Annotated in this window: 20 protein-coding genes; 10 read left to right on the top strand and 10 right to left on the bottom strand. The window is 37.2% G+C overall.

The features are described 5' to 3' along the window. Positions 1 to 3 precede the first annotated feature (3 nt). Positions 4 to 834 carry a CheR family methyltransferase gene (locus tag ACXACQ_RS20385; protein ID WP_474977840.1) on the top strand — a complete coding sequence of 277 codons (831 nt, stop codon included), beginning with the start codon at positions 4 to 6 and terminating at the stop codon, positions 832 to 834. On the opposite strand, the gene ACXACQ_RS20380 is transcribed toward ACXACQ_RS20385, so the two are convergent. After that, the gene (locus tag ACXACQ_RS20380) at positions 831 to 1,034 is read right to left on the bottom strand and encodes a hypothetical protein (protein ID WP_474977839.1); all 204 of its coding nucleotides are present in this window, start codon (positions 1,032 to 1,034) and stop codon (positions 831 to 833) included. The two genes, ACXACQ_RS20385 and ACXACQ_RS20380, sit on opposite strands and share 4 nt — an antisense overlap. A 195-nt stretch (positions 1,035 to 1,229) precedes the next feature. Between ACXACQ_RS20380 and ACXACQ_RS20375 the strand changes: the two genes are divergently transcribed. Further along, positions 1,230 to 1,859: an HD domain-containing protein gene (locus ACXACQ_RS20375; RefSeq protein ID WP_474977838.1), complete on the top strand. Its 630-nt coding sequence runs from the start codon at positions 1,230 to 1,232 to the stop codon at positions 1,857 to 1,859. Positions 1,860 to 1,910: 51 nt separating this feature from the next. Here the strand turns inward: ACXACQ_RS20375 and ACXACQ_RS20370 are convergent, their stop codons facing one another. After that, positions 1,911 to 2,462 (bottom strand): DUF2911 domain-containing protein, encoded by a 552-nt coding sequence (locus ACXACQ_RS20370; protein WP_474977837.1) that lies wholly within the window; start codon positions 2,460 to 2,462, stop codon positions 1,911 to 1,913. 49 nt (positions 2,463 to 2,511) lie between these two features. Here ACXACQ_RS20370 and ACXACQ_RS20365 point away from each other — a divergent pair, with 49 nt between their 5' ends. Beyond that, positions 2,512 to 2,994 carry a deoxycytidylate deaminase gene (locus ACXACQ_RS20365; protein WP_474977836.1) on the top strand — a complete coding sequence of 161 codons (483 nt, stop codon included), beginning with the start codon at positions 2,512 to 2,514 and terminating at the stop codon, positions 2,992 to 2,994. A gap of 22 nt (positions 2,995 to 3,016) precedes the next feature. Here the strand turns inward: ACXACQ_RS20365 and murB are convergent, their stop codons facing one another. Continuing rightward, on the bottom strand, positions 3,017 to 4,036 hold the full coding sequence (gene murB, locus ACXACQ_RS20360) for a UDP-N-acetylmuramate dehydrogenase (protein WP_474977835.1): 1,020 nt from the start codon (positions 4,034 to 4,036) through the stop codon (positions 3,017 to 3,019). A 63-nt stretch (positions 4,037 to 4,099) separates the two neighbouring features. On the opposite strand from murB, the gene ACXACQ_RS20355 reads away from it, so the two are divergent. Next, the gene (locus tag ACXACQ_RS20355; RefSeq protein ID WP_474977834.1) at positions 4,100 to 5,089 is read left to right on the top strand and encodes a DUF1028 domain-containing protein; all 990 of its coding nucleotides are present in this window, start codon (positions 4,100 to 4,102) and stop codon (positions 5,087 to 5,089) included. Here ACXACQ_RS20355 and ACXACQ_RS20350 read toward each other — a convergent pair. Continuing rightward, complete coding sequence (locus ACXACQ_RS20350; protein ID WP_474977833.1) at positions 5,082 to 5,828, bottom strand: DeoR/GlpR family DNA-binding transcription regulator; 747 nt, start codon at positions 5,826 to 5,828, stop codon at positions 5,082 to 5,084. The genes ACXACQ_RS20355 and ACXACQ_RS20350 overlap by 8 nt on opposite strands. A gap of 77 nt (positions 5,829 to 5,905) precedes the next feature. Here ACXACQ_RS20350 and ACXACQ_RS20345 point away from each other — a divergent pair, with 77 nt between their 5' ends. The 4 genes from ACXACQ_RS20345 to ACXACQ_RS20330 all read left to right on the top strand — a co-directional run bounded on the left by ACXACQ_RS20345 (position 5,906) and on the right by ACXACQ_RS20330 (position 8,995). Continuing rightward, entirely contained in the window at positions 5,906 to 6,430 is a 525-nt protein-coding gene (locus ACXACQ_RS20345; RefSeq protein WP_474977832.1) for a 5' nucleotidase, NT5C type, read from the top strand. Between the two features lie 4 nt (positions 6,431 to 6,434). Continuing rightward, on the top strand, positions 6,435 to 7,568 hold the full coding sequence (locus ACXACQ_RS20340; RefSeq protein ID WP_474977831.1) for an MFS transporter: 1,134 nt from the start codon (positions 6,435 to 6,437) through the stop codon (positions 7,566 to 7,568). Between the two features lie 69 nt (positions 7,569 to 7,637). Continuing rightward, complete coding sequence (locus ACXACQ_RS20335) at positions 7,638 to 7,853, top strand: hypothetical protein (protein WP_474977830.1); 216 nt, start codon at positions 7,638 to 7,640, stop codon at positions 7,851 to 7,853. Positions 7,854 to 7,924: 71 nt separating this feature from the next. Beyond that, on the top strand, positions 7,925 to 8,995 hold the full coding sequence (locus ACXACQ_RS20330; protein WP_474977829.1) for a Gmad2 immunoglobulin-like domain-containing protein: 1,071 nt from the start codon (positions 7,925 to 7,927) through the stop codon (positions 8,993 to 8,995). Here the strand turns inward: ACXACQ_RS20330 and ACXACQ_RS20325 are convergent. Continuing rightward, on the bottom strand, positions 8,992 to 9,498 hold the full coding sequence (locus ACXACQ_RS20325; RefSeq protein ID WP_474977828.1) for a TlpA family protein disulfide reductase: 507 nt from the start codon (positions 9,496 to 9,498) through the stop codon (positions 8,992 to 8,994). The two genes, ACXACQ_RS20330 and ACXACQ_RS20325, sit on opposite strands and share 4 nt — an antisense overlap. Before the next feature lie 145 nt (positions 9,499 to 9,643). Between ACXACQ_RS20325 and ACXACQ_RS20320 the strand changes: the two genes are divergently transcribed. Beyond that, complete coding sequence (locus tag ACXACQ_RS20320) at positions 9,644 to 10,144, top strand: hypothetical protein (RefSeq protein ID WP_474977827.1); 501 nt, start codon at positions 9,644 to 9,646, stop codon at positions 10,142 to 10,144. Positions 10,145 to 10,199: 55 nt separating this feature from the next. Here the strand turns inward: ACXACQ_RS20320 and ACXACQ_RS20315 are convergent, their stop codons facing one another. The 4 genes from ACXACQ_RS20315 to ACXACQ_RS20300 form a co-directional block, all read right to left on the bottom strand. Beyond that, positions 10,200 to 11,276, bottom strand: a complete 1,077-nt coding sequence (locus tag ACXACQ_RS20315) for a class I fructose-bisphosphate aldolase (protein WP_474977826.1) — start codon at positions 11,274 to 11,276, stop codon at positions 10,200 to 10,202. 11 nt (positions 11,277 to 11,287) lie between these two features. Continuing rightward, positions 11,288 to 11,869 (bottom strand): DUF4136 domain-containing protein, encoded by a 582-nt coding sequence (locus ACXACQ_RS20310; protein ID WP_474977825.1) that lies wholly within the window; start codon positions 11,867 to 11,869, stop codon positions 11,288 to 11,290. Positions 11,870 to 11,944: 75 nt separating this feature from the next. Continuing rightward, positions 11,945 to 13,129, bottom strand: a complete 1,185-nt coding sequence (locus ACXACQ_RS20305) for a DUF3570 domain-containing protein (RefSeq protein ID WP_474977824.1) — start codon at positions 13,127 to 13,129, stop codon at positions 11,945 to 11,947. Beyond that, positions 13,126 to 13,779, bottom strand: a complete 654-nt coding sequence (locus ACXACQ_RS20300) for a hypothetical protein (RefSeq protein WP_474977823.1) — start codon at positions 13,777 to 13,779, stop codon at positions 13,126 to 13,128. The genes ACXACQ_RS20305 and ACXACQ_RS20300 overlap by 4 nt, the downstream gene beginning before the upstream one ends. A gap of 113 nt (positions 13,780 to 13,892) precedes the next feature. Here ACXACQ_RS20300 and ACXACQ_RS20295 point away from each other — a divergent pair, with 113 nt between their 5' ends. Further along, positions 13,893 to 14,147 (top strand): hypothetical protein, encoded by a 255-nt coding sequence (locus ACXACQ_RS20295; protein WP_474977822.1) that lies wholly within the window; start codon positions 13,893 to 13,895, stop codon positions 14,145 to 14,147. Here ACXACQ_RS20295 and ACXACQ_RS20290 read toward each other — a convergent pair. Next, complete coding sequence (locus tag ACXACQ_RS20290) at positions 14,144 to 15,370, bottom strand: permease (protein WP_474977821.1); 1,227 nt, start codon at positions 15,368 to 15,370, stop codon at positions 14,144 to 14,146. The genes ACXACQ_RS20295 and ACXACQ_RS20290 overlap by 4 nt on opposite strands. Positions 15,371 to 15,373 lie beyond the last annotated feature (3 nt).

Raw genomic sequence — 15,373 nt, 5'->3', positions numbered from 1 at the left:
TACATGAACATTACCAAAGCAGAAGTTGATTCATTTACTGAAGTTCTATTCCAAAAATACGGACTCGATTTTACTTGCTACGAGCCTCAGTCGCTTCAGCGAAGGATCAATAGAGTGTTGCATGTATTTAAATGTAGTAGTATTCATGAGTTATGGATAATGATGCTCCGGGATAGGAGGCTAATTTATAAATTCATGGATGAAATAAGCGTTGGGCTTACTTCTATGTTTAGAGACCCTAATGTATGGAGTGAATTAAAGAAAATACTTTCTCGCTTTCCTAAAGAGAAATTTGACATATGGAGTGCGGGCTGCTCAACCGGTGAGGAGGTGTATACCTTAGCTATATTACTTACCGATTTAGGCTTGTTAGATAATGTCAATGTTTTTGCCTCTGATATGAACCAAACCGCTATGGAAGTAGCAAAGGCTGGGAGGTATCATAAGGTGAAGATGATTGAATATGAAAAAAATTACAAGCAGTATAGCTTATTTGGCAACTTCTCTAAATATTACACAGCGGAAGAGAAGCATATTGTAATGAATAAGGATCTGCTAAAAAATGTAAGGTTTAACTATCACAACCTTATCACAGATCCTTTTCTGGGGTCTTATGATTTTATATTTATTAGGAATGTCCTAATCTATTTCGATCAGAAATCTAAAGACAGATTACTTTCTCAGTTTTATGATAGCCTCAAACCTGGAGGCTATTTAATTCTTGGCTATTATGACTCTATGCTTCCTGTAGAGCATAAGTCAAAGTTTAACACCGATCTTTCTACCTTCAGAATATTCAGAAAAGAGGAGACTCCCTCTTTTCAGCACATTTAAGCTTTTCTCATAAATGTAGAGTACACATTTTTGTGCGCTACTGCCAATTCCTTCAATGATAACTCATAGTAAGTATCGAAAATTGTACTATCATTTTCGATGATACCTGCTTCTACTAATATTGTCATGATGCTTTTGATGTACTGAACTTTCATAGCTTTTATTGTTTCTTTTGTATATATACGGAATGTATAGTACATGTGACCTTTTTTATTAAAAAAAATAATAAAAAAATTAAGTAAATCGATTTAAATGCTTAAATGAGTGTTTTTAATTTTTAAAAATCATGTAATAAAACTGATTATATTTCACATTATTTACTCTTTTACTCTTTGCTCATCATTTTAATATCAGTGTACTAGCTAGTCTATATTGTATTTGATATTTTTATAGCTATGAAAAAATTAATGGCTTTATGGAATGATTTGGCCGTACATACTGCTGCTGATTATGATTTAGCATACAGGTATTGGAATGAGATAGAAGTGCATTATACTTCTGGCAATAGATTTTACCACACATTGGACCATCTGCGTTTTATGGAGGAGATGGCATTAGAATTTAAAGCGGACATATGTAAATGGGAAGCTTTTGGATTTGCCATATTTTACCATGATTTTATATATGACGTTGGTCGTAGTGATAATGAGGCTCAAAGTGCTCTTCTGGCTATTGAAAGGTTAACGGCATTAGGTATTGATAGTAAGGTTATTGATGCGTGCGAGGGCTTTATATTAGCTACAAAAGGGCATGACGATGACAGTGATAAGGATATTATGCTGTTTAATGATATTGATCTAGCCATCTTGGGTCAAGAGTCTAATGTATATGAAGAATATGCAGAGGCTGTAAGAAAGGAATTTTCTATATACCCAGACAGAGAATATAAAAATGGAAGGAGGCGAGTGTTACAGCATTTTTTAGAGAGAGATAAAATTTATTGCACTTCAGAGTTTCAAAAAAGGTACGATAATCAGGCGAGGGTTAATATAGAAAAAGAGCTTCGTTTTTGGACTGATTTATGAAATCGTTTTCGAAAAATAAAACCAAGCGAATATTTCGCTTGGTTTTATTTTTTAGTGGCTTTCTTCAAATTTTATGGGTATACTAACTTTTGTTTTATCCCACATCATTGTTAGTTCTGCAGCTTCGTTGTTTTGCTTAAACTCCATAGTAAATGGCTCCCATATAACTCCTTTCTTTACGGGTTTCACAGGAACATCTATTCTAAACACATCAGCATTAGGGTTGTAGTTATAAGCCCCCCATTGGCCTAGCTCTTTATTGAAAATAATAGTCCATGAGTTGAGTGTAGGAATAGTGAAAATGCTATAGGTGCCAGCATGTAAAATGCTATCTTGTATTATTATGTCCTTAGTAGTGGTAATTTCAGTGGCTTCATTTGCTCCTGTTCTCCATATTTGACCAAAAGGAACAATGCCTCCAAATATTTTTCTTTCTTTTTTGTGAGGCTGGCTGTAAGTTATTTTAACATATGCGTCTTTATATTTCATAGAAATAACAGCCAATGGGCTTGGGCGGGGAATTATTGCTTCTTGGGCGTTACTAGAAAAAGAAAGACTTAAAAACACTAAAAGAAGTGATATGATAGTTAGTTTTGTCTTCATAGTTAATTAGCTAATAGTAATTACTTAAATTATATAGTGAGTCAAAATAATGAAAAAGCCAGAATTTGACGATATATTCATGGAATTGGCGGTGAATTTGGCCAAAAGATCGCATTGTATCAAGCGCCATGTTGGAGCTGTGCTTACTAAGGATACGCGAATTATATCAATAGGTTATAATGGGCCTCCTTCTGGCACACATAACTGTGATTTGGAATGGCCGGAAGAGGGGTGTCCTAGAGATTCTAAAGGAGGATGTTCTTTGGCTATTCATGCTGAACAAAATGCTTTGCTCTATGCGGTGAAAAATAAAACAGAGGTAAAAGGAGCCACATTATATGTAACCTTGGCGCCATGTCTGGCTTGTGCGCGTATTATTTATACCATGGGTGTAAATAAAGTGATATACTTAAATTCTTACGCAGAGTACAAGGGCATAAAGAGTGATGAAGGAGTAGACTTCTTGTTAAAATTTGGAGTACTGGTGGAGCGTTATCAAGGGAGTATTTCTCACGCTACAGAAATGATATAGGGCTGATATTTCAGCCCTTTTTTTATATGAAATTTACCTCAGCGCTTAGTTCAATGCCAAATTTTTTAATAACAGATTGTTTGATTTCTTCTGCGAGTGCTGCAATTTCCTTTCCATTGCCACCTCCACGGTTAACGAGTACTAAGGCCTGCTTGTCGTGTACCCCAATGTTGTTTTTAGAATAGCCTTTCCAGCCGGCTTGTTCTATCAACCATCCGGCAGGTACTTTTACCAGATTTTCGGGCAACTCATAGCCGGGAATGTTGGGGTAATCTACTTTTAATGACTCAAATGCCACCTTGTTGATAGATGGGTTTTTAAAGAAACTTCCTGAGTTTCCTATTTCTTTTGGGTCGGGGAGCTTACTTTGCCTGATAGCGATTACGGCATCACTAACATCTTTTATGCTGGGGTCTTTAATTTTTAGTTCTTCTAAAGTGTTTTGAATAGCCCCATATTCAAGGTATAGTTTGTGGTTTCTTTTAGATAATTTAAAAACTACTTCGGCTATAAAAAACTCATCTTTATGAACATTTTTAAACACACTTTCTCTGTAGCCAAAATGACAATCTTTATTGTTGAATGTTTTTATTTCACCTGTTTGGATGTTAATGGCGTTCAAAGATTCAAAAACATCTTTGATTTCTCTTCCATATGCTCCTATGTTTTGCATGGGAGCAGCGCCCACAGTGCCGGGTATCAGCGATAGGTTTTCAATGCCTGCCCAACCTTGGCTGATGCAGTGTACAACGAAATTATGCCAATTTTCGCCACCTCCGGCTTTTACCAGCACATCATCGTCAGTTTCATCGATAACCTCTATGCCCTTAATATTATTTTTGAGTACTACTCCATCAAAGTCTTTCGTGAGTAAAATATTACTGCCACCACCTAAGATCAATAACTTGGAGTTTTTAACCTCATGATTTTGTAATGCTTCCTTAAAGTCTTCAATACTGTTTATCTCAATAAATGTGCTGGCCGTGGCCTCTAATCCGAAAGTATTTAGTTTCTTAAGGGAGATATTTTTTTTAATATGCATATATGCTTTGTGGATAATAGTTCTGCTCAAATTTCTATATTACAATTTTAAAACATTTTCAGAATGAAGAAACTTTATACCGTTAGTTTATTGATATTTTTTGCTTTTACCTGTTATTCTCAGGCGTTTAAGCAGTCGGAGCCGTTAGCTCATACATTTTCTATAATAGCTAGAGATCCGGATACCGGAGAGATGGCTGTGGGTGTTCAAAGTCATTGGTTTTCTGTGGGTACAAGTGTTTGCTGGGCAGAGGCAGGTGTAGGTGTGGTGGCTACGCAATCATTTACGAATAAGAGTTTTGGAATTAGAGGACTAGAGATGATGAAGGATGGGAAAAGTGCTGAGAAGACGCTTAAAAAGCTCATTAACTCTGATGATGGTAAGGATGTGAGGCAGGTGGCGATATTGGATGCCGAGGGTAATATAGCAGCATATACCGGTAAAAAATGCATTAAATACGCGGGAGACTACCAGGGGGAGAACTACAGTGTGCAGGCTAATATGATGCTGAATAAAGAGGTGTGGCCTGCAATGGCTGAGGCCTTTGAAAAAAGTAAAGGGCTGCCGCTTGCAGAAAGGGTAGTGATAGCATTAGAAGCAGGCCAAAATGCTGGCGGAGATATTCGAGGCAAGCAATCTGCGGCCTTGCTAGTGGTTAAAGGTAAGCCTACAGAAGAGAAATGGAATGATACAATGATTGATTTGCGAGTAGATGATAATGAAGAGCCTATTAAAGAGTTGAAAAGGTTGCTGCAGGTACATAGAGCTTATGAGCATATGAATAATGGTGATTTGGCTGTAGAAGTAAATGATATGACTTTGGCTCTTCAGGAGTATGGTATGGCGCAGTCTATTTTTCCTGATAATTTAGAAATGCAATACTGGACTGCTGTTACATTGGCTAATAATGGGAAATTGGACGATGCACTGCCCATTTTTAAGAAGATTTTTGAAGCTGATAATAACTGGAGGGTGTTAACCGAGCGTTTGCCTGCTTCAGGAGTATTGAAGATTGATAAAAAGGATCTAAAGAAAATACTTAAGCTTAAATAATTTCAATTCCTTTGGACTTAAACGGTTGTGTTTTCTTTTCTTCCATTTTGTCAGTAATGATATAATCTAGTTGATCACAAGAGGCGATATGGTAAGGTTCAATGGTCTGTAGTTTTTCTATTGACGATAAGGCGATGATGGATTGAGAAGAAGCTATCATCGCTTTTTTAACCTGACTTTCATCGTAGTTAGGGGCGGTAATCCCTTCTTTAGAGTGAATACTGCATATGCCAAGAACACAAACATTGGCCTTTATATTGTTGAAAAATTCTATACTATCGTGCCCGGTGGTTACTTGGGCGTGCTTAAATAACCTTCCGCCAGCAAAAAGAATTTCAATATTAGTATGATTTGTTAGTGCAATAGCCACGGGAAAACTATTGGTCACTACTGTTAAATTGATGTTAATAGGTAGTGCTTTTGCTAGTGCTAACGTGGTGGTTCCCCCATCAAAAATAACGACCTGACCAGGCTCAATTAGTGTAAGCGCTTTATTGGCAATGGTTTGTTTTTCTTTTAATTGAAGGTCTAATCTCTCTTTAAAGTCGATGGGAGTAGGGCTATAAAGCACGGCACCTCCTCTCACTGCTTTTAGTTTTCCATTAAGATCTAGCTCCTTAATATCTCTTCTTATAGTGTCTATAGAAACATTTAAAGCCTCACTGATTTGTGGTAGTAACACTTTCTTTTCCTCTGCAAGTCTATTAAGTATAAACTCAAACCTTTCTTCTTTTAACATGATTTTGCTTTTTATTGCAAATATTTGCTTTTTTATGCAATTTTATGAAATATTACGATTTAAACAAATTTAATCTTATGAAGAAGTCAATAGCAGTGGATATGGATGATGTTTTGGCGGGAATAGAAAGTCATATGATAGCGTGGTACGAACAAGAGTATGGAGTTAGGGTGCCTTATGAGGCATTGCAGGGCGTGGAAGAGGGCAGAGCATTTCCTGATTTTGATAAAGTGAGGGCATTGCTTTATAAAGAAGGTTTTTTTAGAAGTGCACCAGTTATTTCTGGAGCTAAAGAGGCATTAAAACAGTTGAATGATGATTTTGATGTTTATATAGTGTCTGCAGCAATGGAATTTCCGCAGTCATTGTCAGAGAAGAAGGCTTGGCTAACAGAGCATTTTCCGTTTATTCACTGGAAGCAGATTGTGTTCTGTGGAGATAAAAGTATCATTGATACTGATTATATGATTGATGATCATTTGAAAAACTTAAACTACTGTAAGGGGAGAGGTATTCTTTTCACTGCAGGACATAATTCCCATTTGAATTATGATGTTAGGGTGAATAATTGGCAAGAGGCAAAATCTTATCTGTACAATTAATATTGTGAAAGAATTAACTAAAATTCGCTGGGCTATATCTATGGTTTTCTTTGGATATGGTCTTTGCTTTTCCAGTTGGGCAGCCAGAATACCGAGTATACAACAAGCACTGCAACTTTCTGATGTGGCGCTTGGATCTTTGTTGTTGGCGCTCCCTGTAGGCTCTATGGTTTCCTTGCCTATCAGTGGTTTTCTTGTAGCGAAGTATGGAAGCAAAAGGGTGGCTCAGATTTCGAGCTTGCTGTACGCATGTGCACTTGTTGGTATTGGTTTTGCACCAAATTTATACCTTTTACCTGTTTCACTCTTTACATTTTCTTTATTAGGCAACATGCTAAATATTGCTATAAATACGCAGGCCGTAGCTTTGGAAAAACGCTATGAGAAAAATATTATGGCATCTTTTCATGGTATGTGGAGTCTTGCGGGGTTTGCAGGGGCCGGGATAGGTGCTTTAATGATTGCTTTAGATGTAACTCCATCTATCCACTACCTTTATATATGGCTATTTGCATTGGTTAGTTTTTATGTCAGCTCTAAGCTTTTGCTGAATGAAACGGCAAGTGATACACAAAAAGAAAAGGATAAACCAACATTTGCGTGGCCTGATAAGGCGCTATGGGTATTGGGCATAATAGTATTCTGTTCTATGATTTGTGAAGGAGCCATGTTTGACTGGAGTGGCATTTATCTAGACAAAGTTGTGAAAGTGAAGGAAGAACAGGTTGGTATAGGCTATACCTTTTTTATGATATCCATGGCTTCTACCAGATTTATGGCAGATAGATTAACTCATTATTTCGGACTTAAGGTGGTGCTACGTACCAGTGGACTGTTTACTGCGTGTGGCCTTTTAATTGCTATTTTATTTCCTAGCCTTATGATGTCTGTTATCGGTTTCTTGCTGGTAGGTGTGGGAGTATCTTCTGTAGTTCCTTTGGTGTACAGTGTAGCGGGTAAAACCAGTCAATTGTCTCCAGGTATAGCCCTAGCAGCGGTGTCTACATTAGGCTTTTTAGGTTTTCTGGTGGGGCCGCCTATGATCGGTTTTGTGGCAGGCCTGTTTGATCTTAGAGCTTCTTTTGTGGTACTTATTTTAATGGCTTTGGTAGTCACGTTTTTGTCGAGGCGGGTTTAAACCCAATAGCTGACTGGCTTTAGTGGTATGGAATATGCAGTTACTTTATCGTATTTAAATTACGATATTATGAAAAAGCTCGGTTTGATGTTTATGGGATTAGCATTATTTACATGTGTGTTATTCTTAATATTCTCACTAGCTCCGCATGTGGGCAGTAGCTTTTATTTTACCTACACTTGTCTATATATTGTGCTTTCGTTTGGCGTGGGAGTCGGAGTGGCTTTAACGCTTGCAAGTAGGAGGGCAAGAAGATATAGCGACCACATTGTACAACATAAATAGTATAGTTCTTTATTATGCCACAACGGGGTGAAAAATACTCTACAATAGCACATTTTGAATAAGCCCAATCAATGAAGCCATATATAAAATTAATCATTTTCGTACCATTACTATTTTTTGAATGTTCTCCAATAAGTGAAAAAGAGGATAGAAATAGCGATTTAGCCTTGCATAATAAACGAGATAGCATAGAAGAATCCAGTCTGGTGGCAGAGGAGGTGAAGCTCAATGAGTTTAAAGATGTGAAATTTCATTCAGCTTTTCATTACCCTACTTTATGGAAGGTGGCCAGCAGAGGAGATAGTGTATTAAATATATATAAGGCATCATACGGAGAGCAGGTGTCTTTGCCCTTAATGGTGAAGAAAGATTTTAAAACTACTTACGTTGCCTTCCTTCCTAAAGGGTTAATGGGAGAGGTGCCGAATGGTAGTTATATAGACTTAACCGATTGGAATGCTAGCTTAGTTGCTGGTTTTAGTATCGATAACGAAAAATCTAAGGTGTATATGCTTAATGATGGCACACCATGGGCTTACCTATTAAAACCTTTATATCCTCCTAAAAATTGGAATGATGAAGGTGTAATTTATATTCAAATGGCCATAGAAGGTCATTATTGCAAATGTTTTAATAAAAAGGGAAAAGAAAAGATTGTAGATGAGTGCAATATTGTGAAAGGAGATAAGCTAGCACGGTATGGTAATGTTAATGAGAACGATAAAAAGGCTATTGATGAAATATTAGAAAGTATATATTTCTTTGAAGGCCAACGTGGGAAAAGAATGGATATCAGTAATTTAATTACAGTGGATTATCCTCAACCTTCTGATGAAGTTAAATTTCCTTTAACGATAAAGGGTAAGGCCAGAGGTTATTGGTTCAATGATGGAAGTTTTATGGTAGAGCTGCAAAATAGTAAACATAAAGCCATAGAAGCATGGCCTGTTAACTCAAATAAACGATGGAAAACCAACGGTTGGGTACCTTTTCAGGTTACCGTTGATTATGGTATTTATAATTTTAATGAAGGGGCGCTGGTGTTTAAAAGATCTAATCCTACGGGTAGCCCTAACAATGATAGAAATTTACGTATACCCATCCACTTTTCTGATGAAAGGGTATCAGACCTAGAGCTTTAATTGTGCGATTTAATCAATTTTATGCTTTCTGCAGATGCCCAATCTTTTATGCCAGCTTCTGAGTGCGCCAGTTCGCCTTCAGGTGTAATGATAAAGGTGGTAGGTAAGCCGGCTATATTAAGTTGCTCTATGGGCATATCTAAGCGAGCAAATTTTAATGTGTAGTCATGTTTTTTGACAAACTTCTTAATCTGATTTTGAGGCTCATTTGAAATTAGAAGAAACTGAATATCTTCATCTTTAAGCAGTTGTTTGGCTGCTTCTAACGAGGGCATTTCTTTAATGCAAGGGGCACACCATGTAGCCCAGAAATTAATTACAAGGGTTTTCCCCTTATATTCTGTTAAATCTATTTTATTGTTATCTAAATCCTTTACCTTAATGCCACTTAATAGGTCATTTGGTTCTGAATTAGAGGCTTCACTGGAAGTATTGCCTGTGCAGCTGCTTAGCATTAATAAACAAGCACAGCCCAGAAGGGGCAAATAAAAATTTAATTTCATAGACACTGAATAATTTCTTACCTATTATGAACGTTTAACTAATTATTCTGTTTGATAGATCAGTTGCAAATCTTATTAATAATCAGCAGTGTGATATTATTTAAGAGATGAATTTTTTACCTTTATTGCTGTAATGCATTTTAATATGAAAAAGCTTTTATTATTATTTTTAGTAGTAACTACGGCATATAGCTGTAAAGACGAAGAAAGCGAAGAACAAGATAGATACACCGGAAGAGAGTTGGAGTATCATTTAATTAAAGGTTCGGAGTATCCTATAGAAGGAAAAGTTACCTTTAAAGAACTTACAGATGGTGGGGTAGAGGCAATGGTGAAACTGACAGGAACTGATGGTGACGCTTATCATCCTGTGCACTTCCACTATGGTGATATTAGCACTAAAGATGCAGAGATAGCCGCCCTGTTAAATGATTTGTCTTCAGAAACAGGAGAAAGTACTACAGTATTAAGAAGGTTATCTGACGAAAGCACTATTAATTTTGATAAGCTAAAAGAATTTAATGGTAGTATAAGAGTACATTTGGCAGCTTCGGGAGAAGGTAGAGATGTGGTCTTAGCAGGAGGTAATGTGGGCTTAAATGAATCATTGCCCAATCAGAAAATTGCAGTTTGTCAGAGTGAATGATATATTTCAAATCATAATAAAAAAGCAGGAGTGTTACACTCCTGCTTTTTTTGTTTTAAGCGATGGTGATTTTATCATTGAGGTAAACGTCCTGAATGTTACTTAGTAATTCCACTCCATCTTTAAACGGCCTTTGGAAAGCTTTTCTTCCAAGTATTAGGCCTGAGCCTCCAGCTCTTTTATTTATTACTGCTGTCCTTACCGCTTCTTTTTTATCATTTTCTCCTTGGGATGCACCGCCAGAATTAATTAAACCGATTCTACCCATATAGCAATTGGCCACCTGATATCTACATAAGTCTATCGGATTGTCACTCGCAAGCTTATCGTACATGGCAGGAGATGATTTAGCAAAGTTAATAGCCGTGAAGCCACCATTATTTGTAGGCAGTTTTTGCTTTATTATATCAGCTTGTATGGTTACCCCCAAATGATTTGCTTGACCTGTTAGGTCTGCCGAAGTATGATAATCTATGCCGTCCTTTACAAAGCTTTCATTTCTGGTATAGCACCATAATATGGTAGCCATGCCTAAAGTGTGAGCCTCTTCAAATGCTTCTGCTACTTCTTGGAGCTGTCGGTTCGATTCTTCAGATCCAAAATAAACCGTAGCACCCACCGCAGTAGCGCCAAGATCCCATGCTTCTCTTACCGATCCATACATAATCTGGTCGTATTTATTGGGGTAGGTAAGTAGCTCATTATGGTTTATTTTCACAATGAATGGAATTTTGTGTGCGTATTTTCTGCTCAATAATGCTAAACCACCAAATGTGGTAGCTACCGCATTGCAGTCGGCCTCAAGTGCTAATTTTAGAATGTTTTCAGGGTCGAAATACATGGGGTTAGGAGCAAATGAGCTTCCTGCAGTATGCTCTATGCCTTGGTCTACCGGTAAAATGGAGATGTAACCGCTACCTTTTAATCTGCCATGGTTATATAAAGCGCCTAGGCTTTTAAGTACCTGTGGGCTTCGGTTGCTACTTCCAAATACCTCATCAATATGGTCTTTTCCAGGCAGGAATAAATGCTCTTTAGGGATAGTGGCGCAGCTGTGCTCTAACAACATTTCAGCATCATCGCCTAAAAATTGTTCTATGCCATAGTAATCTATTGCTTGTTCTTGTATCATTTCAGAATGGTTTAGTGGTTCATGGAAAGTTGGCCGTTTTCATCAGCACGATATGGGTACTTTGCAAAAATCATAGCAACACCCTCTCTTATTTCTTTCTGTTTGTCCTCAGTTTGCGTATCTATAACACCAGCTGCATAGCCTTGCCATATAAGTTGGCGTTTGTTTTGGTCTATAATGTCAATGACTATGCTTCCTTGTTTGGTATTGTATGTTTCGGTATTAGAAGATGCTCCCCAATAATAACCATAGTAAGGGCTGGGGTTATACTGCTTGTTCGTAGTTTTTTCTTCTACAATAACCTGCGGATTAATCAGTAAATCGGGGTTAGAGTTGTCAAGCTTATAACCTCTTCCGGTCATTTCTTGCTCTATGGAGGCCTTTAATCTTTTCTTGATTAATGTATTATAGAATAATGGCTCAGTGTTTTTTTTGCCATTTTCAGACTGAAAATTATCGGACCAATAGAAGGTGCGGTATTGAGTGAAGTCTGCATCACGATCATAATCCGTGTTTACAGCTACTGTAGATGCTGTACATGACACCATCCACATGCTAATAGCACATAAACACGCTACTTTTATCAGTTTCATATTTCCTCTGTTTAGTGTGTTTAATTAATTATTAAACAAGTCAAAAGAGGGTATTGTTATTGGGATTTTGGCTAATTAGTGGTGATGAGCTTCTAGCCTAAAGCCACAGTTTAAACTAATTAGAAATGCTTCAAAACCGTCACTTCTATCATATTTCGCTACTCTAATGGCTACATTGCTGAGGCGCGATAATCTGTTTTTCGAAACCTTGAACCTTGCTAACCCATACAGTGGAGAATAATACAAGGCGAGTCCAAATTTATGGCTGTTGAGAGATGCCAGATCGTAATCAGAGGTGTAATATGTAGCACCTTCTCCTACCTGCTGATAAGTTAAAAAGTAATCGGCCTTAGTTTGTGTATGCCACCTGTAAAATGGAGCGATAGAAAAGAATTGACCTACTTTAAATGGGGCTTCTATTTCAAAAGTATGGGCTGTCATACCAAAATTATCTACATAAAATCTGTAATAGTATCTGTTGATTAAAAAATCATTAATGAAGTAGTTGAGTCTAGCGCCAAAAGGGAATTTTAATCTATTGTCAGGTAGTTTTTCAATAAATGGCACATCATCATCTAAGAAATAAACCCTGTGAAAAGGAGTAGAAAGCAAACCTTTTTGGTAGACTACATCGGCTAAAAATGTTGCCTGTAGTCTTTTGTTTATTACCTGAGAAAAGGCGGCATTTAAGGCATAAGAATTTCTTTTGTTGGTAGTGATCACGGCTCTTTCCGTACCTCTAATTTCGTAGGGAAATATGGGGAGCCAAGTATCGAAGTACAGACTAGTAGCTAAGTTTAGTTCTTGGTTGCCATTTATGGCGGCTATAGACCAGCTTCCTTTTATAAATGCAGAGAGATAGTCCGACTCCGTGGAGCCACCGGCAGATACCGAATAGGTTTGCTGGGTGTTGTTGGGCGATTTACTGTATCCTATTTCAAAAGAACTTCGCATATCTTCTTTAGAGGCTGATGAAACGCGGTTATCTATGTTGTCAGTAGAGGCGGAGGTATAAACATTACTGTGCGCATAGAAAAACAAAGCACTGGTGGAGTCTAGTGGAATATTTACGCTTAGTTCTAAGGCGCGGTCGGTTAATTCTTGAGTGCCAATGCCACCTGTTACTGCAGCATGATCTCCATCTTGGTCGTAATAGTTAAATAGAAAGTTGACGTCAATATCTTGTGAAGACTGGGCAACTGTGCGTAATGACGCTAATGAACATAAGCCAATAATTACTATACCTAAGAAATATTTCATAATATATAAGCGCGGATACCTAATTGTGCGGATAAACTGTAAATATGATGTTTCTCTTCGGGAGTATACTTTAATTTTATGCTTCTATTGTTGAAAAGCAGTTGAACATTTACATACCATGTTGAATTTAAACTTATTTCATTGCTGAGGCCTGCTTTCCACATGAATTTCTCGTCATCAGCGTTGTGATTTTTGTATCTGGCAGAAGTGCTGAAAGAACCAAAGCTAACCGTGGGCCCACCTTTATAGCGTCCTATCTGCACTGGTAGCCATTCTGCCGTGGCGTACCAAGATGTAAAAGTGGTTACTCCATCAGCTATGCTATACTTTTCTCTTACAGCATCATCATCAAACGCTATCAGTTCGTTTTCGTCTAATATTAAGTGAGATAGGGTAATTCCAAAATTAATGTATTTAAGATGATACCGAGCAGAAACACCGGTTTCAAATTGAGCTATATAATGAGAGCGGTCCCATTGCTGAGTGATTGCTTTGTCGAAAATCCACCAGCCTGCGCCTCCTGAAATAAAGGGCTCTATGGAGAGTACTTTAGTTTTTTTATTAGAGTCTGTACTTTGACTAACAGCATTAAAGCCAGAACCAAATAAAATGATTAGTGATATGGTAAAAAACGAATAGTTAATTTTCACCTGAATTAGGTTAGATTTATATTATACCTGAGGATTACAAATATGAAGTATAATTTTTACTTCTGCCTTATGTTTAAGGTTGTCCGGTTGATATAAATTCATTAAATTCTAATATGATAGTAGTAGATGAATTTTTACAGGCATCTTTACCAGAGCGGTTAATGTATCTTATAAAGAATGGAAATCTTATTCATTCGTGTGAGAAATATGAAAAGATGCTGAGGTTGTATGAGGTAGATGACTCTTATTATGAGTTATGCATGCTTATGGCATCAAAAAAAATCTTGGCCATAGAACCTATTAATAAAAAAGTCGCCTTGGCTTTTTATCAAGTAAAAATTAAAGATGCCTTCGTGTCAAAAATTTAGATAAAGAAGTATTTTATCACTATTCCACCCAGTAGCCATACAAAAGCTATATAAGATAAAACTTTTAATACTGGTTCTAGCTTACCCTTGTTTGCCATTTCATGTCCACCGTGCATATCTTTCATTTTCATTTTAGATTTTAACCATACCAATATTCCTGAAATAGCTATGAATACCACGTTTAAATAAAAGGTGTAATTGATCTTAAATTGATCCTGGTCTTGCATGGCTTGACCTTTCGTACCACCTTGAGGTAGCATATCAAAAGTAGCTAAACCATAATGTAGCAGGAGGGATGTAGCTACTAAAGCAATAAAAAGCATTACCAAAATATACAGGGCCATTTTCCATCCGTAGTATTTGGCATTAATTCTTAATACTGGAAATACTACCAAATCACTAAAAATGAAAGCCATTACTCCAGCAAATGATACACCATTGGTATATAGCAAAGAGGCTAGGGGTATATTGCCCATGGAACCGATAAAGGTCATAAATGCTGCTAATGGACCTACTAATACATGTTCTAAAATTTCAAGGAAGCTCAGGTCTGCATTGCTTCCGGTGCCAATGAATAATGTTTGGAAAAACTCTTTGGGTACAAAGGCGGCTATGATACCAGCTATGGTAAAACCAATGGTAACGTCCTTCCATACCATTTGCCACTCCATCACATATTGCATTCCTACTTTTTGCCAACCCGCTTTTGTTTTTATTTCTTTTCTCCAGTCTGTAGATGAATGCTCGTGATTATCTTGATCTTCTTTAAACCTATCTCTTACTTGCTTAATCAATTTGCCGGGCTTAGTTAGTTTTATAAACGCCCAAGAAATACCAATTAACAGTAAGCCTCCAATATATTCACCCACTACAAACTGCCAAGCTAGAAATATGGAAATAACAATACCTAGTTCAATTACTAAATTGGTAGAAGCCAAGAGGAAAGCAATGGAAGGGATAAAACCTGCGCCTTTTTTGAATAGTGATTTGGTTGTGGCTAAGGCTGCAAAGCTGCACGAACTGGATATGAAGCCAAAAAAAGTAGCAAGGCCAACCTCTTTAGCTCCTGCGCTGCCCATGCTTTTGCGCATTCTATCTTGTGTTACAAATACTTGTATTAAGCTGCTTACAATATAGCCTAGAGCAAAAGCCCACAACGCTGACCAGAAAAAACCTAAAGTAGTATTTGCGGCATCACCCCAATTGGTTAAAAATTCTGACATGTT

The sequence above is a fragment of the Fulvivirga sp. AWR4_260 genome, assembly GCF_056158185.1.
This window is presented reverse-complemented; position numbering and strand designations above follow the sequence as displayed.